This window comes from Bradyrhizobium monzae (genome assembly GCF_021458635.1).
GTDB lineage: Bacteria > Pseudomonadota > Alphaproteobacteria > Rhizobiales > Xanthobacteraceae > Bradyrhizobium.
The window spans coordinates 42748-67348 of sequence record NZ_JAIRDQ010000012.1; the positions used below are offsets into that span (position 1 = coordinate 42748).

Here is a 24601-nt window from a genome sequence, read left to right on the forward strand (position 1 = left end):
CTGTGCTTTCTCCGGATTTCGAAAGTCTCTGGAGAAGCACATGCACAATGTCGTCTGCATCAAGCAGGTCCCTGATTCCGCACAGATCCGCGTGCACCCTGTGACCAACACGATCATGCGCCAGGGTGTGCCCACCATCATCAATCCTTACGATTTGTTCGCGCTCGAAGCTGCGCTCGATCTGCGCGACAAGTTTGGTGGTGAGATCACCGTCCTTACAATGGGCCCACCCTCGGCCGAGGACACTCTTCGGAAAGCCCTCACCTTTGGCGCCGATCGCGCGGTGCTGCTGACCGACCGTTGCTTCGCGGGTGCGGACACCCTGGCAACCACCTACGCACTCGCGACCGCCATCCGCAAGATCGGCAAGGATTATGGCCAGCCTGACCTCATATTCACGGGCAAGCAGACGATCGATGGCGACACCGCGCAGGTCGGGCCTGGTATCGCAAGGCGGCTTGCTGTGCAACAGCTAACCTACGTTGCCAAGATCATGACCATCGATCTCACCGCGCGCACAATCGAAGCGGAGCGGCGCTGCGAGGGCGGCACCCAGGTGCTGCGCGCAAGCCTGCCGTCGCTCATCACCATGATGGAGGCCACCAACCAGATTCGCCGTGGCGCAATGGCAGATGCTTTGCGCGCCGCTCGAGCGCCGATTGTAAAATGGAACGCCCAGGAGGCTGGCGTCGAGGATGTTTCAAAATGCGGTCTCAGGGGCTCGCCCACCGTTGTTAAACGCGTCTTCGCGCCATCGGCGCGCGCAGAGAAGGCAGCCATCGTGGATGCTGCCGAGCAGCCGGCGCAAGCCTTGATCGACACCATTTTCAAGCAGAAGCCCAAGCTTGAAGCTGAGCTTGCCGCTCTCGCCCGGGGCTCATGACCCGGAGAGAGGTTCGGGCGATCGGCAAGGACGAGCAGCGGCCGTCGACGAGCTTACGCCGGGGCAGAGCAGGTGGGTGGACAGAGCGTTAAGCCGAAAGTTGCAGGCTACGAGTGGCGATGATCCTGCGATTCCACTGCGCCGTCGAGCATTTGGACGTGTGGAGTGCAAGCGGACATGGCTTCTCCTTCGTGATCGCTTATGCGAGCCGCGCAGGCCACGGCTTTCACGGACGTCCCGGCTATGTGGCGTCATGGCGCCCGCTCCATCGAAGTCGTAGCGCAATCAAGATCGCTGGCTCGCCCTTCACAACGTTCGCCGATGCCGAGCAAGCCTGCAACTCGATGCTGAAGCATCTGACAGCGTGAAGCTCAGAGCCGATGCGCTGCAATGAACGGGAGCGTCAACCACATATGGCGATTGGCCCCCACTATGTCGGTGAGAAGGCGGCTCGCACATTTGCGGCCGAGACGTTCCTTTTCTGGCGTTGCATCTTGCGTTGCCTCTTGGTTTCCACATCGAGCCGCTCGGCCGCGGACTCCAGCCCCACTTAGGGGGGCGTCATGTCTCTGGCAGTCGATTGGGTCGTAGAAGAGTGGCCGTATCGTCGTATCAGTCGCCGTCGGGTCGAAGACGCCCATGTCTGGGGGCGAACGCGACGGCGTATCCCATCCGCGCGAGCGGTGCAAAGCCCGTGGTCTTCTTCGGGCAAGCTCGCGCAGAGTCGTATCCGGCATGCTGATTGCTAGAGATGAGAAGACCCATTTCAACAATTGCGGTCCTCGGAGCGACCACCCCAGGAGTTCATCTCAAATGTATCGAATTTGTGCATTGAAAAGCTTCGCCTGCACCGCTGACTAGCGTCCGGTCTTTGAAGTGCCCTCAATCGCAGGTTATGCCCCAAATGCCTTTTCTCCAGGCGGCCATTTCTCAGTTCTTTCGGCCGACGAATCAGATGGCGTGGGCGGATCACGCGATCGGACCGCAGATCAGTCCTCGGCGGAAACAGGGCAAAGTGTCAGGCAGGAAGTCTTCTTGATAAGCTCAACGCAGGCAATTCGTAAACGCCTCCTCGAAGCTGGCGTGTCGTTTGCGCCAAACGCCAACATCGCAAAACACCTGCTGCCCGGTGACATTGAGGTGATACAGACCGAGGTCGAGCGGCACATGCAGGCCGTGCTGGATGCCCTGGTCATCGATACCAATCACGACCACAATACGCAGGGGACCGCGAAGCGAATTGCCAAAATGTACGTGCGCGAGGTGTTTGCCGGCCGCTTTGAGGCCGCGCCCGAGGTCACGGAGTTTCAGAACGACAGCGGTCTGGATGCGGTCTACTCGCTTGGCCCTATCGCAGTACGTTCTGCGTGCGCCCACCACCTTGTCCCCGTCACCGGTCGCATGTGGGTCGGTGTGCTGCCTGGGGACAAGCTGATCGGTATCAGCAAGTTTGTGCGCCTCGCCAACTGGATCTTGTCGCGACCCCACCTGCAAGAGGAAGCCACCGTCATGCTGGCGGACGAGCTCGAGGGCCGTCTCCAGCCGAAGGGATTGGCCGTCGTCCTCAAGGCACAGCACCAGTGCATGGTCTGGCGCGGTGTTCGCGAAACCGGAACCATCATGACGACCAGCATCATGCGCGGATCCTTCCGCGACAGCAAGTCAATGCGTAGCGAATTTATGGCGCAGATCAAGGACTAGGCGTGGCATACCTATCGACGAAGACATACGGCCATGAGGTCGGCCTATCTGCCACGTTTCGCCAGTGGCGCGCAAAGTCGCACTGTCGCCTGCTGCACGGTTACTCGCTGTCGTTTCGTTTCGAGTTCGAAGCCTACACCCTGGACGACAAGAATTGGGTCGTCGATTTTGGCGGCCTCAAAGAGCTGAGGGCGATCCTCGAAGGTACGTTCGACCACAAGACGGTCGTGGCCGCAGACGACCCCGAGCTCGAATGGTTTCGCGAAGCCGCACGGCGCGGCTTAGCAGACGTCGTTGTCCTGCCGGCAGTTGGCTGTGAAAAATTTGCCGAACACGTCTACCGCGTCGGCAGCAACTGGTTGTCGGAAAAGGGACTTGCTCCGCGTTGCCGGCTGGTGTCAGTCGAGGTGAAGGAGCACGGCGCGAACAGCGCCATGTATCGGGAGGCAGGCCGTGCTGCCGATTAACGAAATATTTGAAACCATCCAAGGGGAGGCCTGCAAGGCGGGCACACCGTCCGTGTTCGTACGGTTGCAGGCATGCCCGGTCAGGTGTCCGTGGTGCGACACCAAGCACACTTGGTTCGTCGATTCAGAGCGGCGAGTGTCGATCGCCGACATGATGATCAAGACCGAGGACACCAACACCTGGGCCATGATGTCGCCGGAGGACGTCCTGCTCGCTGTGCAGGCGTTCAGCGCCCGGCATGTCGTGATTACGGGTGGCGAGCCCGCGCTGTACGACCTGCGGCCACTGACCACGCTGCTTATCGGCTCCGGATTCTCAGTGCAATTGGAGACATCGGGCACCCAAGCCATTCAGGCGCATCCCTACACATGGGTAACCGTTAGTCCGAAAGTTGGCATGCCGGGTCGGCGGTCCGTTCTGGGGGAGGCCTTGCTGCGTGCCAATGAGATCAAACACCCGGTGGGCAAGCCTGCCGACATCCAAAACCTGCTGAGCCTGCCTATCGAGCACGCGCTCGAGCCAGTGATCTGGCTACAACCATTGAGCCAAAGCCGGAAAGCGACGGAGCTGTGCATCCGAGAGGCAACTGTACGCAACTGGCGCGTCAGCATCCAAATGCAGAAGTATATCGGCGTGCGGTGAAGCCCGCTAAAGCAATTGTCACAAAGTCCACGTTTGCTACCGCGGAAATGATTGTGAAATGGGACAACTTCACCGAAAACCGGGCTCCTCGGGCAAACCGAGCAGGAGCCGGGCAACGCAAGCCGCTTATTGGCTCCTCACAGGAGCCTTGAAGAATCCTTCCTTTGCCAGGCGAAGATGTCTGTCCAATGTCGTGTGCAGCGACGCGCGAAGCTCAAGCGGGATCGAGTCGTCTGTGTCGATCAGTTCCCGAATCTTCAGAAACATGCGGTCGATTGAGGTGAGCGTTGTCGTCGTTCGCCCGGCTATCATCGGTTCTTCCTTAGCAACAGCCGCCGACGTCAAGCGAATAGCCAGATAATCTGGCGGCTCAATAATCTCGGCGGCGGCAAGCCAAGCCAGCTTTCGCCGCAACCGCAAGCCTACAATCTTACGCAGCGTAAGGTTCAAGCCCTTTCGATGGCCGAGTGGAGCTTTTTTCACGCTCAAAACAACAAAATGTACCTCCTCGCAATCACCGACATTGAGACAAGCGGCTTCATCGTCATGGCTAACGGTCGAGACCACGTTTGCGGGCACTTCCACACGCCCCGTCAAGCTCCAATAGGCCGGGCTTCAGTTTTGCGACCGATCATCGAGTCTTGACAGACATCAACCCGTCCGCGGATGCCAGTGCAACGAGACCCCGATCGTGTCTGATTCCGCGGGCACGGAATGAGGTAGGGTCGAGGGAAATCGCGTCAGGAGCGGCTGATTGTCAGGCCGGCATTCTCCAGCGCCTGGAGAATCTTGCTCGCAAGGGCCCGCGCGTCAGCCTGCCCCTCACCGACCAAGTCAGCCGCCAGCGTTCGGGCAATCACATCGTGCGCATCCTCACGTTTGAGCGCCTCGAGCTCGGCATATTCGCCGCAGATCTTGCAGGCGATCACCGGCCGACCGCTCCAGGGATCGTGCGTTGCAACTTCGTACCATTTGTCGGCCTCACATTTCGGGCAGCGCATAGGTGAACTCTCCTGGTACGGTTCTGATCGATCCGCTTGATCTGCCTTTCGCTCCAAACCACGCATCTCGTCTGCTGCTGCCAAATCGGGGTTGAAGAGCCGATCTCCTCGAAATGCTTCGGGGATACGATGGGGGGACAGTGGTAGCGAATCCGCTCCTTCAGGTTGGAGGAGGACAATACCGACGGCACTGCAAATAGCGGTCCTGAGAGCGTCCAATCGGCGGTGACGTTCCTTCATCGTGATCATCCATATTTTCTTGGAGCGGCCAAAAGAGGCGTGATGTCCGCCGGCTCTGCTTACGAAGCTCCGCAGATTCAAGACGCGCGACCACGCTAGGCAAATATCCAAGGAACAAGGAGAATGGATCAATCAAAACGGGGCCTTGAGCGAGCTATCTCACCAGCGCGCGATGCTGGTCTGATTGCAGGCGATTTCGTAATACCTGACGGCCGCCGATCAGAGCGCGGACCACAGATCAGTTGCGGCGCCGGTCGGAGACCGACCGGTGGCGCGCTGAACAAAGTTACCCAGGGGTTCGATCATCTGCAGTGCGCCCGTGGCGCTAGCCGGGAACATTTCCGATCTCCTCCGTGAGGCGCTTACTCGCCGCGCTGCGCGATAGTACGCCAATATCGCGGATCGCCTGGCGACTGCACTCGAACCCAGCGATAGGGAGCACGCGACCACGATCGGATCTGCGGGGTCAGATTGTCCAGCACGAGGTCGCCGCTTTTAGTCCGTACCACCAGGACCAGATGATGTTTGCCCGAGGCGGTCACGACCTCGGCGAGCAACAGCGCTCGCGGCGGCCATCCACGCTGTAGAAGCTGGTGGCGCTTGCTGACGGCGTAGTCGTTGCAGTCGCCGCGCTCCGGATCAATGAGCCAGGCTTCCACGGGGGGACCGGGTTCACTGGCTTCCGGGATAATGGCGCTGTTCACCGTCTGGTTAGCTTCTTTCAAATCTGCCCACCGTGCCTCGGTCAGGTGGACCGGACCGCCGCGAAACAGGAGGCGGAGGCGGCATTCATTCTGATAGCGCAGGCAGAACATGGTGTATGCCATAGGAGGGAGCGCCGGACGGTCAAGCTTGATGTGCGGAGACGCCGACACCGCGATCGCCGGCATACCCGACGATCTCTGATCGGCAGATCGAGCGGCCGTCATCGTTTGAGAGCCCATTGTGGTGGCTGCGACTGCAGCCAGGATTAACGTCCTGCGCATGCTGTAGCTGACGGACGGCCGATCAGACCCGAGGTCACGAGCACGAAACGACAGATCCACTGCAGCGGAGCTACGAGGCGCAGTGACCCGAGGAACGCCATCATCCAAAGGGTCTGTCGTCCGCAGCACCTCTGCGACGCCGCGGTCCGCCAGTCATGCGCAGGTCCACTCCGTACCGGCAGCCCATGCGCCGTGCCCCCGAAACTGCAAGACATGTGCAACCCCCTGTGACTGCGCGGGAAGAGATCGAGGACGAGCAAAGGCCCGCCTGCCTGATCCGAAAACCGTACAATCTGACGCCACGTGCGATTCAAGCCCCCATGAAGGTCGTGCGAGCGTGTTCGGGCTCACGCCGTTCTGCGGACAATTCGCTGCGCAGAAGTCGTCACCAGATCCCGGTCTGCAGGGCGGTCCAACCGCCGACGACTCTTCACTTGTCAGCGCGGAGAGTCCGTTCCGACAACCGGGACCCCCGCTAGTTTTGCCTCTCAGGCATTACTGCCAACGATCTTCGCGACATCAATAATGTCCGCCCTGACCAAAAATGGCGCCACTTCCTATATTGAAGGTAGTGTGACCCACGCCCGAGAAGTTCCTACGTATCACCACGGATGTTGGGCGCCGCTTCACCTGGTCTAGCCGTTGCATATCCATTTCCATGAAGCGCAAAGGCTCATCGAGCGGTCCAACACACTGGCGGCAGCGAGCTCAGGCGACGCTTGCCAAGGCGGAGTCGTTCGATTGTCCAAAGTCAAAAGCCAAGCCGCTTAAAATCGCCGAGGAATATCAAAAGCTGGAACGGTGGGCCGACGAGCGGGAAAGATTGAGAAGAGATGCCGACGAGGAGCAATGAATATATTCAATCCGGTGGCCTTCCGAGAAGATCTCTCTCGGCTCCGGCCCGCTGCATTTGAAGCGACCGCGACCCATGCGCTCGCACCCTTGACACCCGGCGCCCATAATCCGCACGTTGCCTTCGATGTCGGGAATTCGAAGGAGGTCTCACCGACTCGAATTCGATGGGTCTTTTAGTTGGATCTAGCAATGCGACGACAACGCGTGCTGTCGCCCAGCGGCATCGAACTAGACGTTCGGATAGGCTCGCGTACCCGGAAGTGAGCACGCGCGTCGCCCCCGCCCATCCTGAGACGCGACGGATCATCGCGGCAGCCTTCAGGGTGGCACGTGGTTTGCTGAAGCCTTCTGAGGGGAAAGGCTCTCCAGCGCCTATGCCTCGCCGGCCCGACGCGCCTTTTTACCCGGCAAGGCGCGTCGGGCTTTTTCGTGCTGCTCAGCCGAGAGACGCACAATGAGCTGTATCAACCAGCATGCGACATCCCTGGCCGTGTTGAACATCGACGTACGTCGTATCGGGTTCGCAGAACTTCGGACGTTGTCGGGCAGGCGAGACATAGACCTTCATGCAGGGGTACCGACGACACCTCGCGGCACACATTCAATGACCGTCGCGAAACCTCTCTGCCAATTTCCGCGGCACATCATTTGCAACAATCATCGTGGGCATGGACGTGGGCTCCCTCAGCGGCACGTCGATGCCCCCAACCTCGCCAGGTTGGGCCCGACGCACCTCCAGCCTGCTCCGAGGGCGTCGGGCTTTTTTATGTTGAGACACTGCGATCGTTTTCATCCTTGCTATCGACCGCCGACATCGCTCTTGGGACCAGGGCGCGGCACGAGCCGAGCAGTGCTGCGGCTCAGGATCCATCTTCCAGTAGCGGGGCTGAATGTCCCAAGACGGTAATCATGGTCGCCGAGTGAAGATGAACGCCGACAAGCCCGAGGCGGGTGAGGCGGCCCATCCCGACGCCGCAAAAGAGGCTCGTGCGCAACTGTCGTCGGAAGATTTGCGTCATTCTCCGGATACTTGGCTAGTCCAAGAATCGGCAGAGGCTTACCGCTGCGGCAAGGCTCGCCGCGATGAACGCCTCAGGACTGTCAGCGCAGTAAGCGATAAGCATGGCCCACAAGCTTACCGAAAACGCGATGGCCCACTTCACTTGTATCTGTCTTTGGCGCGGGCGAGGCTCGGCGAGCCGGGTCGTCGGCGCATTAAGCGCAGCACGCACCTGTGGCGGGTTGCAGTCGCCCATCGAAAAACCCCGGCAAGCCCATAGATGCTCATCCAGACGAGCGCGGCGAAAATTGCCGCAAGCGACCAAAGTTGTGGCGTGCCCGACTTCAGGGGGAGATCACAACGCGCCGCTCGCAGCGCGTCCTGCGCGTTGATCAGGCGTCGTCTTGGTTCACGCCAGTGCATCATCAGCACTCATCTATCCCTAGTGAATCGAGGCGAGCGTCGCATCCGCGCGAAATCGGATGTCACCATGGCCAGGCGAAACGGCCCGATGCTCCCAAATTGAAGATCGGAGCGGCCAACGCCCGGCCGACCTCATCGACAGCCGATTGGGACGTTAAGCCAAGCCTAGCCCTGGCCAATCTCCGGATCGGTCGAGGCAGGTATCGGTTCGATCGTGATTGCGACGACCGTCAAGTGCATCTCGGACAATTGCCAAGCCGCCGAGTCGTCCGCGTGTTGATCTGCGTGGGTTGACCAAGTGTCATCGAGAGATCCCGCGTTGGTGGGCTGTGCGCAAGCGTTCGCTGCCGCATATTCCGCTCAGCAATTGGCGTGCCGCAGGAAGCGGTGCTGTAGGCGTTCGTTGACGCAAGAAAGCCTAGGGTTTGGCGTCGCCGCGGCAAATGGTGTCGCGCTTAGGGTCCGGTTTCCGACATCTTCGTCACGAACCGGACCTGAATGCTAAGCGGTGCGCAGGCGGTCTTTTCCGTTTGCGTCAACCAAACTCGTGTGAGGCAATATCGAAGTTGCTCGAATCCCGCGGTTTGGAGTCTGCGACATCTTGGATTGACGCGCTCGCAGCCCATGATTCGGTTCTTGCTCCACGCGTCCCAGCGGGGATATTCGAATCTGAAGCTGCCCAAGGTCTTTCGGAATGCGTCGCTGAACGCCACTTTCCCACTGACCGATCATTCGAGAGAGAGTGATGCAGCGACGAATGCGATCGCGAGCTTGATTGACCTGACGAACTCAACGGCTGCGGCCACATAGATGACGTATTGGGATTGTTTCAGGCTGACCTATGTGCGGTAGCATTGGGTGAAGTCGATGAAGCACCGGCGAAACCTTCCTGTGCGCCGACTTCAGATGAGTTGAAAAGCCAAGGAGGACGCGTGAGAGCGCAGATCATAGATAGATTGGAGGCCGGCCGCGTACAGCATGGGCAGTTCGCCAGCGCGCCAGGGTCAGGTCCTTGTGGTCTCTTTTTTGTTCAAGGACCTTGCGGCTGTAAACTGCAGATCGCAGCATTGGTCCGTCCGGGATGGGAGCACGTCTCCGTCTCGACGCCGCGGCGTTGTCCGAACTGGGAAGAGATGTGCTTCGTCAAGGACCTGTTTTGGGATGAAGAGGAATGCGTCATGCAGCTGCATCCTCCATACTCGCAATACGTGAACAACAGCAGGTACTGCCTGCACCTCTGGAAGCCCATTCGTGAGAATATTCCAAGGCCACCGGCATCCTTTATAGGCGTCGTCGGCCTCGGACCGTCGGAGGCCGCGTCGCTGTTGGCACAAATGAGAGAACGATCGTGATCGGATGTGTGCGGTTGGCACCCGGCCCAATGCACCCGGACGCTGGACCTCGTCGGTCCACGTCTCCTATTTTAAGATGGAGAGGGCCCGTCGACTGCACGGGTCAGCGATTCATTGCTTGGCCTCAAAATGAGCGCGCCGGCATGAGGCTCAATTCGAGGTCTCGGAACAGGGTGTAATTCCGCCGAATCCATTGATGCAGCTCCGTGGTCGAATCCTTCTCGTGGCGCAAATACCCCGTAAAGGAAAACGTCAGGCGATCGATATAGGTCTTCAAAAATTGCGGCAGTGCGAAGATGCGCAGCACAGGAGCGCGGTCCATTGCTTCGGGCAACTCGCTGCGCAGCACGAACTGATTATGGACGGTGATCAGCGCTGGTGCCCGGATCTGGTGCCGCAACACCTCATAGCTCCGTGAGGAGACGCGATCGGCGCTCCCGACAAATAGGATGATTGGTGCGACCTGGTTGCGTACCGCCTCCCTCATGAACCCAATCTCGATGCACATTTTGAAGAACTCGTCGAATGCGTGGAAACCGAGATCAATCACCTTCGCGACCCCGTCGTCCAGGATGAGCCGGTCCATCAACTGCATCTTGCCCCAAGTGTCTGTCACATCTGCCGTCTCGGTAATTGTGGGCAGGTAATCGACCAGCGACGGCTCCCTCAAACTGATGTCGAAGGAGAGCACCGATCCGTTCTTGAGCAACAAGAACTCGCTCAAGAGCCGCGCGATCAGAGTCTTGCCGACCTGCAGGCCGGGAGAGCAGATGATGTAGACCGGCGTGGGCGGCATCTCCAGCGACATCACACGACTTCGTATATTCCCCAAGGTGCATACCAAAAGGGCTACGTTTCACTGCTGCGGGGCCTTGATGTGGCGCCAGTCACATCGGTCAAATTGATGCGGTCATACTCGGACCAGACGTTGGCCAGCCAGTGCCGGACATAGCCCCGCAGCACAAAGGAGTAGTTCGCGATCTCATCGAGCGGTCCCTTGTTTGCGACGAAATTCACGAACGAAACGGAAGCGACCTCGACCTGCTCATAGGCCATCTCGTTGAGTTTCGGAATCGTCAGTTCGGTGGCGCCCTTGATGCGGCGAAAATACGAGTCGTAAGTCGACTGATCCCATTGAAAGAACTGGGTATCATTTATGAAATTTTTGACGAGGAAGTATTTCGCGCCGTTCATGAAATTGGAAGTTTCGGCGATCTCGTCCAGAGAGGCGATCGAAGGGCCAAGGATATGAAAGACGGCAAAGGTGATCTGACCAGACTTTACTGAATCCAGGAACCCGATGTCCCGCAACGAGTTCAGAGCGACCGATAGCAAACCTGCGCGGACGTCGATCACGGTGACCGACAGCCCGGCGTTCAGGGTGTCGAAGATCCTCATTTGGTCTGCCGTCGTCGTCATATCGACGATCTCAGTGATGTCGGAATGAAAGCGCTTCAGCGTCCCTCGCGGTGACTCCGTGTCAAAGGCGCGGGTCTGCACCTTGTTGACGCTGAAATAGTCCAGAAGCGTCCGACATACGGTCGTCTTGCCGACCCCACCCTTGTCCGCGCCCACCACAATCACAACCGGCTTCGCCATCGAATTCCCTTTAAGACACGCGCTACGCCAACCGCGAGGCGCGATCGACAGTCTTTGCTTTGGACGTGAACATGGCAGAAAGAAGAGGTCGTCGAAGTTTTGCAAATTTATGCGAGCGAGGTCTGACGTGGCAGCGCTCTACGTCAGGTTTGCGGCCATCTAACAGCTCGGAGAATCCGGACTGCGGCCTTCGTCGTCGATCTGACGTGACGTCAGGTTTGAACTCGGAACGCCAGGCACGTTCGGCGTCTATCGCGTATGGGCAATAGAGAGCCAACGGTGGGGCGTCACATGCCGCCTGCTCGCTTGCAGGCGAGGGGACCACGCAGAGATATCTTGGGCAAAACGAGAGCGGTCGCGAAAGCTAGACAAACTGGATCGGCGGCAGGACCAGCTTGGCCGAAGGAGGGCATCGTGCCTCGGTCGAATCAAGAGAGCGCCTTTCGACTGAAGTGTTACCTTGATGGACGTGTCGACGGCTTTACAGTTGAGCGACATTGCGCAGCCAAGTGTGCAGCATGAGCGTCGACATAAGCCGCCGCGGGGTTGTGAAATGAGCGCACATCATGCTAGGGCCGTCGCAAGGCTGGCGCCGCCGCAGGACGGTTCGCTGTTTTGTCGGTCATAACTTGGCCGTCAATTCGCGAGATGACGTTTGCGGGCGGGCCAACAGCTGAAAGAAGGAAGAGGGGTGAGTCAGGCTGAAATGGATGTCGTCGAGCACATGCTCGCCTCGCTAACTACATGCGCGCTTCAGACCCGGGTTGCCCCCAGTAACGAACAGGTTGCGCATCATTTCGAGCTCGCCTGCAAGAGAGTTGGACTCCTTGTTACGCCGGCGTCTGCCATTCGAATCTTCAAGCGCCTCGCGCACGAGGTTCAGAAGGCAGAGTCGATTCTGGAATTCGTCGGTCCTGATACCGGTGAGTTGCAATGAGCAACCAATAGAGTTGTTGTGAGTTTGCGAGCGGAACCACTGTCCGTGCACGCAAAAGCCCTCGGCGTACGTCGGATGTAAACGGCGCCGAGGGTGTTGCTCGCAGGTCGCGCATTTGGATTGTGGCGCATTCCCGTTGGGCGCGAGGTAACGTTCCAGGATGACGCGATGCTGGTCCGCGGCACAATCCCCGTCGTCACACTTTCTGTATCTGGTGCAACGCAACCGGGCCTGTTGGCAGCAACCATTGCGACGTTTGGTCCGCCGCGTGACACACGATCGCGGCTTGATAAGCCCAATCGAGGAGTAGTGCCGCTTCAGATTGCCAGCGCGTCACGCCAAATTGTCGGAAACCGCGCAGGTCGGCGGCAGCTCGTTCCTCGTGCGATGAGCACCGGTCTATCGTACAGATCTTGAAGGTAGCGGCCATTCAGCCGCGTGTGTCGTCCAGCATCCAGTCAAGGCGAGCTGGCCGACGATCCGCAAGTCGACCAGCCAACGGCTGAGGATGCAGTGCCATCGAGTGGGAGCGCGATCGCTGATCGCAACCCAGAGCATTGGTGCTGGACCGGGATGTTCGATGGCTGTTGGCTGGAACTGAAACGGCGCCCGCTCTGGCGGTCGGCCGCGCTCAGCAGCTCTCGACCATACGCTTCGCCGCGCATGGGATTACAGGGGCGCCTCTTGTGCGCCTGCCTTGTGCCGCAGACAGGCTACGTATCTTGTTGTTGGCGGCAGCTTTGCTGACCTGCAAATGTCGCTTCTGTAGCAAAGCGCAGTGTCGCATTCGGACGAATGTCGGAGTTGCTTCGATCCTCCGACCCGCCGAATGACCGACGAGTGGCTCAACACACTGCTTTCAGACGTGAATTCATGACTGCCGGAAATTGGTACGACACTTGCTGTCCTAAGGGCAGCTCGGAAGTTCCGGAGTCCCGCATGCACCGTTTCGTCTCGATGAAGCAAAGTTGCAACTGCGCGCGGGTCCGCGTCGGACGCGCTGAGACGCTTGGTCATTGGCGCTTGAGATGGCATGCGGTTCTTGTGCGAGGTTCTCGTCTTCGGCAACGGCTATCTCGTGCGGCTCGCCGAGGGCGTCTTCACCAGCATCGAACAAAGAGAGCGGATGCGCTTTGCTCTACCGTGGATCCGGGTTGCGGAAACGCAAAAAGGCATCCCGAGGCTCCGCCACCGCTATGGCGCCTGCGATTGCACAACCGCACTCTTTTAGAAGTCGGTCATCCTCAACTCAGCGAGGAGCTCGCCGGCAGTCCGATAGCGGCCGCTCTCACTGTTCATGATAGCCGGCCCTGCGCGCTGCGACGAGCCGAATCGCAGCTGTCCACACGACAGTTAAGACGTGGCGGGCTTAATCCGTCGACACGCGTCCGCGGCCTTCTCGACTCGTCGCTGCTTCGAGGCGCCTATCCCTTCCGAGCGCGTTTCGGGAGAGCTTACCCGGCTCTGGAACTGCGTGCCGCAGCGCTCGGGCGCTCGCATTGCAAAGACGCGAAGCCCAACGGTGAAGGCGAGTGAACGACGCCCGCGCTCACCAAGCTCTGCGCGCAATGACGCAGTACGACTTTTGGGCCGTGGGGCCTCGTGAGGCGCTACATGGATCTTTTCAATTTCATCGAATGCGCCAAGGCAACTCACTCTATCAAGGTCTTATTCGACCTTCTCGTAAGCTGTGCGAGCGAGAAAGGCTTCAGTGAAGTCGCTTATGGAGCCCTCACTTTCGCGGAGGCATGTGGTCTGCCTGAATATCTGCCCTCCGGGGTAACGGTAACCTTCCCGTCCGATTGGTGCGGCCGGTACGTTGAACGCAAGTACCGTGTCATCGATCCGGTGGTACGACGGGCGCCAACGCTTTCGCGGCCGTTCCTGTGGGATCAACTTGCCAAAAAATGTCAATTGCAACCCAGCGAGCAGCGCGTACTCGCAGAAGCCAAAGAGGCAGGTCTGAAGCACGGTATGAGCGTGCCGTTGTACGGACCATTGGGCCAAGTGGCTCTGGCATCCTTTGCATCCCCGTTCGACGATGCTGATCCGCAGTGCCAGATGAGTCATCTCAACGTACTGGCCTGGCACTTCCACATTGCCCTTGCTGAAATCTCGCGGCCCTCCGCTAGCGGCTCAAATTGCGAAGTTGCACTGTCTGAGCGGGAAAAAGATTGCTTGCGATGGGTGGGAGAGGGCAAGTCCTCCTGGGAAATAGGCAAGATACTCGAGGTGAGCGAGAATACAGTCAACTTCCATCTCAAGAACGCGATACGAAAGCTCGGGACTTCAAACCGGACCCACGGAATTGCAAAGGCCATTCGCCAAAACCTCATTTGAATGCCCGGCCCGCCCCTGCACCGACAGTATCATTCGGTAAGGGACGACCGTCCTGCCCGCGATGTGCAACCGACCAGGTGGACATCGCCTTGAGCCGCACGTCGCCGTGGCGAGCGGTGCCCGTGGACGGCCAATTTCGCAGCTTCGTTACCGCCAAGGAAGGGTTGAGCGGACGCCGAGTGTTTCAGCAAGCAGGGGCTTAGGTTCGCACGGGCAGTGACGGATCAGTCCTGATCGTGCCTGCGCAGACAAGGCTGGGCGGCGGTCCAAACCGTTGTCATTTCTGGGGTGGCGGCAAGGTCATTCCCGCGTTGGCCCAGCTACCAAATATCGGTCCTGACAGATCCTTCGGCAGACCGATCAGCACGCCAATGGGACCTGCGTGGCCGTGGCGATAAGCCATGACCACAGACCGATCATCGCTAGAGGTGAACTGGAATGTCCCGGTAAAATGTCGACTTCGCAACACCGCAATGTTTGTGCTCCGACACAATGGGCAGCTGGTTGGCGGAGGACCGGCGGCATCGCGGTCAGAAATCGGTGCAGTCGATTCGATCAACTCAGATCGCTTGGAGAAGTTGTCGAGTTCCCCTCGTTCGGGAGCGCTGATCGTACCGGCGTCGGCCTTCAAGTTGAGGTCATACATCCGATCGATCTCCGCGTCGCGCTGCTGACGCATCTGCATCGCCGCACAATGCGCAGCTTGTGATTGCTGTTGCTGCTCGGTGAGTTGGGCCAGCCGCAAGTTGTCGCCGTTATCCGCGGCTCGCTGAATCTCATCTGCCAGAAAGCCTTGACTGGCATGATAACGTCGATCCGCATCCTGGCGGCGCATCATCTCATCCAGCAGCTCGGGGGCGAGATCGTTCATCTGCCGGACTTTGCTCTCGCTAACGTACGTCTCGTTGCCTTGTGCATCAACATAGATGAGGCTGGAATAGACCGGTGCCGCTTCAATCGTCCACACGGGAGGATACGGTCCGTCAACGAACCCGAATACTGTGTCATTTAAGGTCCCACCGCCCACGTAATAGTGAGCCGGTGTCTCCCGATACTCGAGTTCGTGTTGCAGTGCTACGCCGTTCGAGCCACGATGATCGATGACGTCTTCAATGAACAGCACGCCAGGCGTACCTGGATGCGCGTCAATATATCTCTTGGCTTGTTCATAACGAAGAGTGCGACGCTGCGTTGTTTGTGGCGCGGGTCCATAAACGTCCGCCAGAAACGTGACGGTCGCGTCAATGGACCCCAGCTCCGCGGTATCAGTCGGAACCGGGGTTGGAGCCTCTGGCGTTTCAAATGGCTTCCATGCAGACATTGCTTGGGGCGATCGATCATCAGCCTCACCTGGCGCGGCATGTTCCTCCACCGCGGCAAGCAGGTGGGAATGTTGAGCACTGGCTTGAGCTTCAGCGAAAACAAGCATGCTACAAGCTACAAATATCTTACGCATTGGAGAGCCTCCGTTTTGGTGTGGTGCGGCCCTGGTCAACAAGCGCGGAGAACCGCACCAGTTGACCAGCTGGCTCGACTAGTGAGAGTGCCGAGGAAGTCCTGTTACGGGGTGCGAAAGACACGAGCGTGCGCGCGTCCCCTTGACATGTGCATCAGGGTATCGAGCGGCTGAATGAACCCATCGAACCGTGATGAGTTGCGTTCAATTCACTCGGCCTGTTCGACGATATTGTCTTGCCAACGGTAGACAATGAAGCCGGGAGCCGAATTGTCGCCCTTGGCGTCGAACCGGACGGCACCGATCACCGTGTCAATTGGCTGCGAACGAAGCGCAGCTGCTACTTTCGGTGAATCAAAAGTGCCGGCGCGCTTTGCGGCCTTCGCCCATGCCTGCACAGCCGCATAGGCGTAAAGCGAATAACCTTCCGAAGACCGGTTGGAGGCCTTGAGACGTGCCACGACGCTCGCCGCCTCAGCATTCTTGGTGGGATCCGGCATAAAGGTGAACAGTGTTCCGTTTCCGGCTTTGCCCGCGATCATCGAAAAATCGTGGGTCATCAGAGGATCATTGGCCATCACGGTCATACCTGCACCTGCTTCTGAGGCCTGGCGCACGATCAGCCCGATCTCATTGTAGTAGCCACCGATGTAAGCAAGTTTGATTCCGTCCGCTTTCATCCTCGAAACCAGGGCCATGTAATCCTTCTCCCCGGCCACGTAACTTTGTCGCTTCACATCCGATACCCCAACCTCCCGAAGATGAGCCGCGACGACATCGGCGATGCCTTTGCCAGCGGTGCTCCTGTCGTCAAGGACGGCAATCTTGGTGTTGGGAAAATGCCGTCGGATATATTCGGCCGCCACGACACCCTGCTGGTCGTCGCGCCCACAGATACGAAACACGGATTTGATGCCACGCTCTGTGAGCGCGGGATTGGTGGATCCTGGCGATATCTGAATAAGTTGCGCCTCGTCGTAGACGTTGGAAGCCGGTATCGACGAGGAAGAACAAAAGTGGCCAACGACCAACTTGACCTGATCTGATGCAAGCCGATTGGCGACTACGACCGCCTGCTTGGGATCGCACGCGTCGTCGGCGACGCTCAACGCGACCTTCGTTTCTGGAAGGAGGCCTGACGCATTCAAATCATCGACGGCGGCAGCAGCACCGTCCCGCATCTGCGCTCCAAGCGCAGCATTGCTTCCAGTCATTGGTCCTGCCACAGCAATATTGACGTCGGCCGCAGATGCAACGGACATCAAAGCAAGGAGTGCAATAGCTGCGAGAGAAATGGCGCCATGGATTGACATTATGAGAGTCCATGCGGGCTTGAGTTTGTGGCTGGTTTTGCCTTGAAAAAGTTCTGCTGAGGCGTCGAACAATGACAGCCGTCGGACCGGCGGCCCTTGCTGTGAGCCGTTCTCCGCCCGGTGCTCGCGCGCGTGCCGTGGTAAGCGAAAGATGGGCCGAAGGATGCCCCAGAGATCCGTTCTTCCGGCAGGCACTCGGGCAGGGTCAGACGAAAGCTGGCTCGAACCGCACTCGCGGTCGGCGCAAACGCGCTGATCAGACTCTGGTAGGGCCATAAAGATCCTTCATTGCTTGTCGAACGCCGAGAACGCAGCTTGTTCCATCGTACAATCTGACGTTACGTCCGATTCAAGCCTGTTCGAGAGACGCATCTCTCGATGTCGCGAGCGGTTCTCGTAGAAGGAGCGACAGCAACTAGGTTGATGAGGAGGCACGGAAGGAAGAGGCCGAGCCGGAAACGCAGCAGTCGCGACGTGCGGCCGCCAATCATTTAAATGAAGGACGCATCTGAGTCGGCGGCTGCGTCAGTGCCTGTCCTGCAATGCGGCCATTGCGAGATCAAGGTACTGCATCAGGCTGTGGTTCCAGCCGGCCAGGTTGCGCGGCGTGCTCAGTCGCGCAAGAACTTTCAGCATGGTTGAGGCCGCCGGGTCGGTCCCCGCAATTTCTGTGATGAGCGCGCGCGCCTTCAGCGCCACGGCAGCGGCCCGCTCGCTGCAAGGGTGCTCGCCACGATCGACACAATCGCGCAACTCATCCCGGATCTTTCGCCAGCGCTCTTCTCGATCAGCGCCGAGCGCGCACGTGCATCGTGGAGTCTGGGGGCGCGCCTCAGCGCGCGAAGCTGCATTCAGAGCAGCAGGCAGCTCATGCATGCTGACTTGCGTGTCAGAGTCCGTCGTCATGTTACGCAAACGATCCCGCAACTGGGTCGTGCGCGTGACCTGAAGTTCAATTTGCTCCAAATGCTTGCGCAGGAGGTCAGTAAGTGACGTCTTGCCTCCCATTGCCGTGCGAATATCATTCAGCGAAAAGCCGAGCTCGCGCAGCGCGCGAATTTGCGACACCCGTTGAATGCTTTCGCGTTCGTACATTCGATGACCGCCGTCCGTGCGTTCGGACGCGCTGAGCAGACCCGTGTGCTCGTAGTGATGCAGCGTGCGTACCGTTACCCCGGTAGCCTCCGCAAGTTCTCCAATGCGCCAGCGACGCCTTCGTGGTGTAGCTTTGATCATGATGTTCAATTGGCAAGCCTACAACCTGACGTCACGTGAGAATCAAGCTACTTGAATTAGCTGGTTGGGCAGTCGTCCATTCTGGCGCAAGCAGGCTGGCTCTGCTCCGATCGCCGCTCAACCGAGTGGGCAGATGGAAGGGCGTCGAGCAAGAGCATAAGGGACGCCAAGCCGGATTGGCTTGCTGCTGTACGCTCCAAAACAAGTTTGGCGATTGTGATCCGGTTTTCAGGCGTTCGCATAGATGCCGGCAATGACGCGATGGCTTTATCAAAGATCGCGCCGAGGACCGTGAGATCTTCCGGATCGTAGACACCACTATACTGCACCAATGTTCGGCTCCCTGTTTGTGATCGTCAGCTGGCCGAGGCGCTTGACTGCGCCGTTGGGCGAAAAGACGACAGAGCGGCGCCGTTCAGCGAGGAAGGCGCGATACGCACTCAAGTGACGCGGTTGTGCAACAGCGACGGACTTGCCTTGCCTGAAATCCAGGCAGCCGATGCCAGACGAATCTGAACAATCGAATGCTCTGCGGAATCCCCAGCTAACTGGTGCGCGAAACTGACGGCGAACTGTTCGGGTCAGCGCATCGCGGCGCCTGAACGATCACCGCGAGGCGCCGGCGGAGCGCGGTGATGGCAAGCGAGAACGACCGATGAGAACGGGAGGTTTGCGGCCTGTCATTGAGGGAGAGCGGGCGCTCTTTTGGGCCAAGGACTTTCGAACTATCATTCCGGTGCCCATGCGGATACCGGAGCCGGATGACCGGCTGATATCTGCGCGCTGGTGAGTTCAGGGGGGACACCGGCTGGCGCAGGCGCGAGGCGGCTTTCGCATGATCTGGAACGAGATCAACTTGAACGTCCGTGTAGCCCCTGGCGTGTTCGACATGTGAATCGGCCGCAAATTGCGCTTCGCCAGTCACACCAACTGATTCGCAATTTCGTCGTCGATCGACATCGATCAGCACTGTCAGAGACCAATGACATGTTGGCTCCATTCCTAGAGACGATCGCAAGCGACACATTCCATGTCGATGAGAACGACGGGACTGCGCGGCTATCACCAAAGCGGGGCGTCGTCAAATTTTAGCGGCGACTGGGTGATGTTGACGCAACACACTTGGCGCCGTCGGCAGCCCGAGTGTGTTGCGTCTGCGCAGCCCATCGCTCTCGGCTCGGCGTCATGCGCCGGCTCGGATGGCGGGCGCAACAGTTGAACGCGAAGATGCAACAAGAGAACGTTTGGCTCCTTCTGTCGACGTTCACTAGCAGGTCGCTTTCAGTTCACATCTGAATTTTGCAATAGTGTTCCATTCACTTGGAAGGCGAATGCTCTACCAAGGCCTTTCGAGTTGCTGCAGTCGCGCGCACCGATGGCATGCGCGAAGCCTGCTCCAACAATATTGTCCGCATCCAGATGCTTGCCGGATCGGTATTGTGAAGGGCCGGCCATTGAACGGCCTCTGTGAAAGACGGAATTGGCAGCGGAAGATCAACGATCCGCAGGGGCGTCGTCTTTCCGAAATGTCTGGCCAGCAACGAGGGCATCGTGCCTATACGACCAGTGCCCAGGAGCATGGGTGGAATCATGCTGAAGCTCTGCACGACAACCTCGATGCGTCGCTTGAGACCGTGCTCAATCAAGAACCATTCCTCGATCGAAGGCCTTTGGGTACGCCCGAATTTAGCCGCTACGTGCCCCATCGACATGTATTTCTCGAACGTCAGCTTGCGTGAGAGCTGCTTGTTACTCCGGCACCCCACGCATACGAGTTTTTCCTCGAACAGCGTCGCTCTTGGATGGGAGCGCGACATGTACATTTCCGGCAAGACAAGGAAGTCAATCTCGCCGCGCTGGAGAAGCTCATCGGGGTCGTCGGCGAGGGGCAGAAAGTCGAACGCAACGCCAGGAGCCTCCCGTGCGACCCTCTCCACGATGGCCTGAAAAAACACGACCATGACGAAGTCAGAAACGCCGATCCTGAACCTGCGGTCGGATAGAGCTGGGTTAAACGCGTCCCGCGAAATGATGGACAGCTGGATGTGCAGCAGGGCTTCGCGAATTGGGCCGGCGAGTCCCTCGGCGCGTGGTGTCGGGACGAGTTCTCGGCCCCTCATCGCGAATAGATCGTCGCGAAAGTAGGAACGCAACCGGCCAACCGCCGCGCTCATGGCCGGCTGGCTCAAGTTGATTCTGCGCGCTGCCGCCGTGAGATTGCGCTCCGTCATCAGAGCGTCGAGCGCGACGAGAAGGTTCAGATCAAGCCCTTTGAAACGCATGGTGGGAAATATCCAATCGGTGGATGGCTACCATAGAAACAATCGATTTTACCAATTTGATGCGGTGCGAGATACCAAAAACATCGGATCGGAGTGAGGCGTACCACAATGATTATTAATCGTTGGACCAGCCCCGAGAGGGATTTTCTAGCGTCCTACAAGCATCCATCGCGGCACGTGTCGAACGCGACCCCGCCGTTCCTCGGTCCGCGTACGGATGTCAAGCGCGCTGGCGACGCGTCCAAATGGATCGCGGCTCGAAGGCGAACCGCTCAAAGCGCTGCTGAAATATCCGCCCGGTCTCATGCGAATGGCGCCGCGCCTCAATGTCATCTTCAGGTCTTTTCCATCGTGAACGCGGCTTCTCCGAACGGTGAGCACTGGATCCAGGCGACGCGCGTCAACCTCTCCCGTTGGCGCATGAATGCGCCCGGCGAGAATGAGTGACTCGCGTGCACAAAGTACCAGATCAGATCTCGAACGTCGCAACGGGGACCACCATGAACATTGCCATATCCAACGATACAGGAGTGTTCTCCACGCACTCCAAAGTCCGGTGGAGGGTGTGCTGGGAAAACGAGTTGCAACTTGCTGAACACATCGAACTGTCCGAATTCTTTCGTAAGACGTACGGGCCGACCGGTGAATTCAATGCAAAACCGTTCGATGGCGGACGAAGCTGGGCCGGCGCGAGGCCCGAGATTCGTGTCATCGGCTACGATGCGCACGGCATCGCAGCTCATATCGGCGCACTGCGCCGCTTCATCAAAGTCGGGGACGTCGACCTGCTCGTGGCTGAGCTAGGATTGTACGGTGTTCGTCCGGATCTGGAGGGGCTGGGGATCACGCACTCAATGCGGGTGATGTATCCGGTGCTGCAGCAGCTCGCGGTCCCGTTTGGCTTTGGTGCAGTACGGCAGGCGTTACAGAAGCATGTGACCAAGCTGGTCGGCCGTCAGGGTCTCGCGACGATTTTGCCGGGAGTGAGCGTGCGTTCAACGCGGCCGGATATTCATCTGGACTTGCCGCCGACCCGTACCGACGACGACTTGGTGGTTCTGGTCTTCCCAATCGGACGTCCGATAAGCGAATGGCCGGTCGGGACCATGATCGATCGGAACGGGCCAGAGCTGTGACCTGCCCCGGCCGCTTGCCGGAAGCGCGAAGCGAGCACGTTAGCGCCACCGGAGATCGTAACGTTTACCTGACCTTTGACGACGGCCCGGATCCACGTTGGACGGCGTCTATCCTTGATGTTCTCGCCGAGCACGAGGTGCTGGCGACTTTCTTCGTCATCGGGACGTGCGCGGCAGCTCACCCGAAACTGATCCAACGAATAATCGCAGAAGGGCATGAAGTCGGAAACCACACGATGACACATCCCGATCTCTCCCGATGCGAACCACCTGAGGTGCAACATGAGATTCAGTCGGCGAGCGACGTCATCAGGACGGTTTGTCCCGAGGCGTCACTGCGGCACATACGTGCTCCGTATGGCATCTGGACTGACCAGGTACTCACGATGTCGACCAAAGCCGGACTGGTTCCCTTGCACTGGTCAGTAGACCCGAGAGACTGGTCTCGTCCCGGGGTTCCGGCGATTGTTGACGCGGTACTAGCGTCGGTCCGGCCCGGTGCTGTTGTGCTCTTGCACGACGGATGTCCTCCCGTCGAGCGCGAACAAGCCATCGATTGCGGTCGCGATCAGACCCTCGAGGCGCTTTCCCGGCTTATTCCGGCATTGGGCGAGCAAGGATTCGCCATCTGCTCACTTCCTCAGTCTCATTGAAAAAGAGCCGCCCCCATGAATCTGCTTGCCACAACAAGCGTTGTCGCCGTGTCGTCCTATGCCCTGCTGTCCGCCATCTACAGGAGCATGCAGACGCTCAATGCGCTCCGAACACAGATCCCGTCCCCGACTGACGAGGCTTCCGAGACCGGCCCGCTGCCGAGCGTCGATGTGATCGTGCCCTGCTTTAACGAGGACCCGCGCACGCTGGCGGCGTGCCTGGAGTCGATCGCAAGCCAAGACTACGAAGGGCAAGTGCGGGTGTACGTGGTAGATGACGGCTCGGAAAATCGTAGGTACCTGTGGCCTGTACAGGACGCCTACACAGATGATCCGCGGTTCAACTTCATGTGGCTGGGAAAGAATGTTGGCAAGCGCAAGGCGCAAATTGCAGCGCTGCGCCGCTCGTCCGGCGATTTGGTTCTCAACGTCGATTCAGATTCGACAATCGCCGTCGACGTGGTGACCAAGCTTGTCCGGAAGATGCAAAATCCAGCGGTTGGCGCTGTTATGGGGCAGCTCACAGCCAGCAATCGAAGCGGCACTTGGCTGACCAGGCTGATAGATATGGAGTACTGGCTGGCCTGTAATGAAGAGCGTTTGGCGGAAGCTCGCTTCGGAGCCGTCTTGTGTTGCTGTGGCCCGTGCGCCATGTATCGCCGATCGGCGCTCGATTTGGTCCTCCACGAGTACGAGACGCAGTATTTTCGAGGAAAGCCAAGCGACTTTGGCGAGGATCGCCATCTCACGATCCTGATGCTCGCGGCCGGATTTCGAACTGAGTACGTTCCTGATGCGATCGCAGCAACCGTCGTTCCGGATAGGCTGGTGCCATATCTGCGTCAACAATTGCGTTGGGCACGGAGTACCTTCCGGGATACAGCGCTTGCGCTACCCCTGCTGCCACGCCTCGACTTCTACATCACGCTGGACATTGCGGGGCAGAACCTCCTTCCGCTTCTGCTCGGCGTTTCAATACTGACCGCGCTTGCGCAAATCGCACTGACGAGCGAGTTGCCGTGGCCGACGGTACTGATCATCGCGTCAATGACCATGGTTCGCTGCAGCTTGGCAGCATTTCGTGCCCGACAGCTTCGCTTTCTCGCTTTCGCTCTACACAAACCGATTAGCATGTTCCTGTTACTTCCTGTGAAGGTATATGCGTTGTGCACATTGAGCAACAGTGACTGGTTGTCGCGCAAGTCCGCCAATATGCCAGATTCAGGTGAAGGTCAGGCCAGCACGCCGAGGCAGAGCGCCAGGTTAGATGCCACAGGCCATTCGGGTATTGCACCGTCGATGGGCGAAACGGCTACACGTGCACATGCGTTTGACGTTGACGGTACCTGACAGGCCTGGAGGCGACGCGTAACTGTGCGCGTCAAAGAGGTGAGAAGCTCGTGAGCCTAGACAAGAACTATCAGTTGCTAGAGCGAGAAATGGTCGCCGATGATCCGTGGCGTCTGGACGCGAATCCGTTCGAGCGGGAGCGATACACGCAAATGCTTCGGATGTCGCTCTCCCGCCAAAGCATCACAAGTGCGTTGGAGGTCGGTTGCGCTGCGGGCGCATTCACCGAGATGCTCGCGCCTCACTGCAAACGGCTCACGGTCGTCGACGTCGTGCCGCAGGCCATTAGCCGCGCACGTCACCGGACGGAGAGATGGTCACACATCGGCTGGAAAGTCGCTGACCTCCAACACTTTTCACCACCAGAGCGGTTCGACCTTATTGTTGTAGCAGAAGTCCTCTATTACCTCAGCGACACGCTGGAGATGCGCACGGCGGTCGACAACTTGGTAGGAATGCTCGCGCCAGGCGGGCTTGTGGTTTTCGGATCGGCGCGTGACCACATCTGCCGACGCTGGGGACACGCGGCCGGTGCAGAGACCGTCATCGCCATGTTGAATGAAGCGCTGGTCGAGGTCGAGCGTATCCACTGCCAAGGTGAGTCGGATAACGAAGATTGCTTGATCGCCAGCTTTCGGAGGCCGTCTGCATAAGCAACCCGCTTCGGAGGCTGACAAATGACTATGTCAGAGTTGCCGTATCGCAGACGGATCGCATTGCGGTTGTTGAAGGCGAGATCAGCGAGCTG

At 58.8% G+C, this 24601-nt stretch carries 23 protein-coding genes; 13 read left to right on the top strand and 10 right to left on the bottom strand.

Annotated features, from left to right (window positions below):
- Positions 1-40 precede the first annotated feature (40 nt).
- The 5 genes from K3F49_RS32240 to queE all read left to right on the top strand — a co-directional run bounded on the left by K3F49_RS32240 (position 41) and on the right by queE (position 3694).
- Positions 41-883: an electron transfer flavoprotein subunit beta/FixA family protein gene (locus tag K3F49_RS32240; RefSeq protein ID WP_027544396.1), complete on the top strand. Its 843-nt coding sequence runs from the start codon at positions 41-43 to the stop codon at positions 881-883.
- 119 nt (positions 884-1002) lie between these two features.
- A complete protein-coding gene (locus K3F49_RS32245) occupies positions 1003-1251 on the top strand; it encodes a hypothetical protein (protein WP_234685070.1) in 249 nt (82 codons plus the stop codon).
- A gap of 667 nt (positions 1252-1918) precedes the next feature.
- The gene (gene folE / locus K3F49_RS32250; protein WP_234684933.1) at positions 1919-2584 is read left to right on the top strand and encodes a GTP cyclohydrolase I; all 666 of its coding nucleotides are present in this window, start codon (positions 1919-1921) and stop codon (positions 2582-2584) included.
- A gap of 2 nt (positions 2585-2586) precedes the next feature.
- Entirely contained in the window at positions 2587-3051 is a 465-nt protein-coding gene (locus tag K3F49_RS32255; RefSeq protein ID WP_234684934.1) for a 6-pyruvoyl trahydropterin synthase family protein, read from the top strand.
- Positions 3038-3694, top strand: coding sequence for a 7-carboxy-7-deazaguanine synthase QueE (queE, locus tag K3F49_RS32260; protein WP_234684935.1), 657 nt, complete (start codon positions 3038-3040; stop codon positions 3692-3694). The genes K3F49_RS32255 and queE overlap by 14 nt, the downstream gene beginning before the upstream one ends.
- A 126-nt stretch (positions 3695-3820) precedes the next feature.
- Here queE and K3F49_RS32265 read toward each other — a convergent pair whose 3' ends face one another.
- The 3 genes from K3F49_RS32265 to K3F49_RS32275 form a co-directional block, all read right to left on the bottom strand.
- Complete coding sequence (locus tag K3F49_RS32265) at positions 3821-4279, bottom strand: hypothetical protein (RefSeq protein WP_234684936.1); 459 nt, start codon at positions 4277-4279, stop codon at positions 3821-3823.
- Positions 4280-4434: 155 nt separating this feature from the next.
- Positions 4435-4944: a hypothetical protein gene (locus tag K3F49_RS32270; protein ID WP_234684937.1), complete on the bottom strand. Its 510-nt coding sequence runs from the start codon at positions 4942-4944 to the stop codon at positions 4435-4437.
- 353 nt (positions 4945-5297) lie between these two features.
- Positions 5298-5879, bottom strand: a complete 582-nt coding sequence (locus K3F49_RS32275; protein WP_452101134.1) for a transglutaminase-like cysteine peptidase — start codon at positions 5877-5879, stop codon at positions 5298-5300.
- Positions 5880-6579: 700 nt separating this feature from the next.
- Between K3F49_RS32275 and K3F49_RS32280 the strand changes: the two genes are divergently transcribed.
- Positions 6580-6774 carry a hypothetical protein gene (locus K3F49_RS32280; RefSeq protein WP_234684938.1) on the top strand — a complete coding sequence of 65 codons (195 nt, stop codon included), beginning with the start codon at positions 6580-6582 and terminating at the stop codon, positions 6772-6774.
- Between the two features lie 1161 nt (positions 6775-7935).
- Here K3F49_RS32280 and K3F49_RS32285 read toward each other — a convergent pair.
- Positions 7936-8208: a hypothetical protein gene (locus tag K3F49_RS32285; RefSeq protein ID WP_234684939.1), complete on the bottom strand. Its 273-nt coding sequence runs from the start codon at positions 8206-8208 to the stop codon at positions 7936-7938.
- A 923-nt stretch (positions 8209-9131) separates the two neighbouring features.
- Here K3F49_RS32285 and K3F49_RS39715 point away from each other — a divergent pair.
- Complete coding sequence (locus tag K3F49_RS39715; protein WP_452101135.1) at positions 9132-9551, top strand: DUF7694 domain-containing protein; 420 nt, start codon at positions 9132-9134, stop codon at positions 9549-9551.
- A gap of 124 nt (positions 9552-9675) precedes the next feature.
- Here K3F49_RS39715 and K3F49_RS32290 read toward each other — a convergent pair whose 3' ends face one another.
- A complete protein-coding gene (locus K3F49_RS32290; RefSeq protein WP_234685072.1) occupies positions 9676-10347 on the bottom strand; it encodes a hypothetical protein in 672 nt (223 codons plus the stop codon).
- Positions 10348-10400: 53 nt separating this feature from the next.
- Entirely contained in the window at positions 10401-11150 is a 750-nt protein-coding gene (locus K3F49_RS32295) for a P-loop NTPase family protein (RefSeq protein WP_027544405.1), read from the bottom strand.
- 691 nt (positions 11151-11841) lie between these two features.
- Here K3F49_RS32295 and K3F49_RS32300 point away from each other — a divergent pair.
- Positions 11842-12087: a hypothetical protein gene (locus tag K3F49_RS32300; RefSeq protein WP_234684940.1), complete on the top strand. Its 246-nt coding sequence runs from the start codon at positions 11842-11844 to the stop codon at positions 12085-12087.
- 1614 nt (positions 12088-13701) lie between these two features.
- Entirely contained in the window at positions 13702-14427 is a 726-nt protein-coding gene (locus K3F49_RS32305) for a helix-turn-helix transcriptional regulator (protein ID WP_027544409.1), read from the top strand.
- Between the two features lie 277 nt (positions 14428-14704).
- Here K3F49_RS32305 and K3F49_RS32310 read toward each other — a convergent pair whose 3' ends face one another.
- The 4 genes from K3F49_RS32310 to K3F49_RS32325 form a co-directional block, all read right to left on the bottom strand.
- Complete coding sequence (locus K3F49_RS32310; protein WP_234684941.1) at positions 14705-15883, bottom strand: hypothetical protein; 1179 nt, start codon at positions 15881-15883, stop codon at positions 14705-14707.
- A gap of 209 nt (positions 15884-16092) precedes the next feature.
- Positions 16093-17196: a branched-chain amino acid ABC transporter substrate-binding protein gene (locus tag K3F49_RS32315; RefSeq protein WP_234684942.1), complete on the bottom strand. Its 1104-nt coding sequence runs from the start codon at positions 17194-17196 to the stop codon at positions 16093-16095.
- 525 nt (positions 17197-17721) lie between these two features.
- Entirely contained in the window at positions 17722-18432 is a 711-nt protein-coding gene (locus K3F49_RS32320; RefSeq protein WP_234685073.1) for a MerR family transcriptional regulator, read from the bottom strand.
- A gap of 1316 nt (positions 18433-19748) precedes the next feature.
- Positions 19749-20714 carry a LysR family transcriptional regulator gene (locus tag K3F49_RS32325; RefSeq protein ID WP_234684943.1) on the bottom strand — a complete coding sequence of 322 codons (966 nt, stop codon included), beginning with the start codon at positions 20712-20714 and terminating at the stop codon, positions 19749-19751.
- 500 nt (positions 20715-21214) lie between these two features.
- Between K3F49_RS32325 and K3F49_RS32330 the strand changes: the two genes are divergently transcribed.
- From K3F49_RS32330 to nodS, 4 genes are read left to right on the top strand one after another with little or no spacing between them, the layout of a single operon-like run.
- A complete protein-coding gene (locus tag K3F49_RS32330) occupies positions 21215-21850 on the top strand; it encodes a NodA family N-acyltransferase (RefSeq protein ID WP_234684944.1) in 636 nt (211 codons plus the stop codon).
- Positions 21805-22503: a chitooligosaccharide deacetylase NodB gene (nodB, locus tag K3F49_RS32335; RefSeq protein WP_234684945.1), complete on the top strand. Its 699-nt coding sequence runs from the start codon at positions 21805-21807 to the stop codon at positions 22501-22503. Before K3F49_RS32330 ends, nodB begins: the two co-directional genes overlap by 46 nt.
- 15 nt (positions 22504-22518) lie before the next feature.
- Entirely contained in the window at positions 22519-23853 is a 1335-nt protein-coding gene (nodC, locus tag K3F49_RS32340) for a chitooligosaccharide synthase NodC (protein ID WP_234684946.1), read from the top strand.
- A 50-nt stretch (positions 23854-23903) separates the two neighbouring features.
- A complete protein-coding gene (nodS, locus tag K3F49_RS32345; RefSeq protein ID WP_452101136.1) occupies positions 23904-24506 on the top strand; it encodes a nodulation methyltransferase NodS in 603 nt (200 codons plus the stop codon).
- The last annotated feature ends 95 nt before the right edge of the window (positions 24507-24601 follow it).

Coding starts and splice junctions, on each gene's coding strand:
- K3F49_RS32280 (WP_234684938.1), top strand. CDS start 6,580: ATGAAGCGCAAAGGCTCATCGAGCGGTCCAACACACTGGCGGCAGCGA.
- K3F49_RS32270 (WP_234684937.1), bottom strand. CDS start 4,944: ATGATCACGATGAAGGAACGTCACCGCCGATTGGACGCTCTCAGGACC.
- K3F49_RS32295 (WP_027544405.1), bottom strand. CDS start 11,150: ATGGCGAAGCCGGTTGTGATTGTGGTGGGCGCGGACAAGGGTGGGGTC.
- K3F49_RS32290 (WP_234685072.1), bottom strand. CDS start 10,347: ATGCCGCCCACGCCGGTCTACATCATCTGCTCTCCCGGCCTGCAGGTC.
- K3F49_RS32240 (WP_027544396.1), top strand. CDS start 41: ATGCACAATGTCGTCTGCATCAAGCAGGTCCCTGATTCCGCACAGATC.
- nodC (WP_234684946.1), top strand. CDS start 22,519: ATGAATCTGCTTGCCACAACAAGCGTTGTCGCCGTGTCGTCCTATGCC.
- nodB (WP_234684945.1), top strand. CDS start 21,805: ATGGCCGGTCGGGACCATGATCGATCGGAACGGGCCAGAGCTGTGACC.
- K3F49_RS32275 (WP_452101134.1), bottom strand. CDS start 5,879: ATGGGCTCTCAAACGATGACGGCCGCTCGATCTGCCGATCAGAGATCG.
- K3F49_RS32305 (WP_027544409.1), top strand. CDS start 13,702: ATGGATCTTTTCAATTTCATCGAATGCGCCAAGGCAACTCACTCTATC.
- K3F49_RS32325 (WP_234684943.1), bottom strand. CDS start 20,714: ATGCGTTTCAAAGGGCTTGATCTGAACCTTCTCGTCGCGCTCGACGCT.
- K3F49_RS32320 (WP_234685073.1), bottom strand. CDS start 18,432: ATGATCAAAGCTACACCACGAAGGCGTCGCTGGCGCATTGGAGAACTT.
- K3F49_RS32310 (WP_234684941.1), bottom strand. CDS start 15,883: ATGCGTAAGATATTTGTAGCTTGTAGCATGCTTGTTTTCGCTGAAGCT.
- K3F49_RS32315 (WP_234684942.1), bottom strand. CDS start 17,196: ATGTCAATCCATGGCGCCATTTCTCTCGCAGCTATTGCACTCCTTGCT.
- K3F49_RS32245 (WP_234685070.1), top strand. CDS start 1,003: ATGATCCTGCGATTCCACTGCGCCGTCGAGCATTTGGACGTGTGGAGT.
- K3F49_RS32330 (WP_234684944.1), top strand. CDS start 21,215: ATGAACATTGCCATATCCAACGATACAGGAGTGTTCTCCACGCACTCC.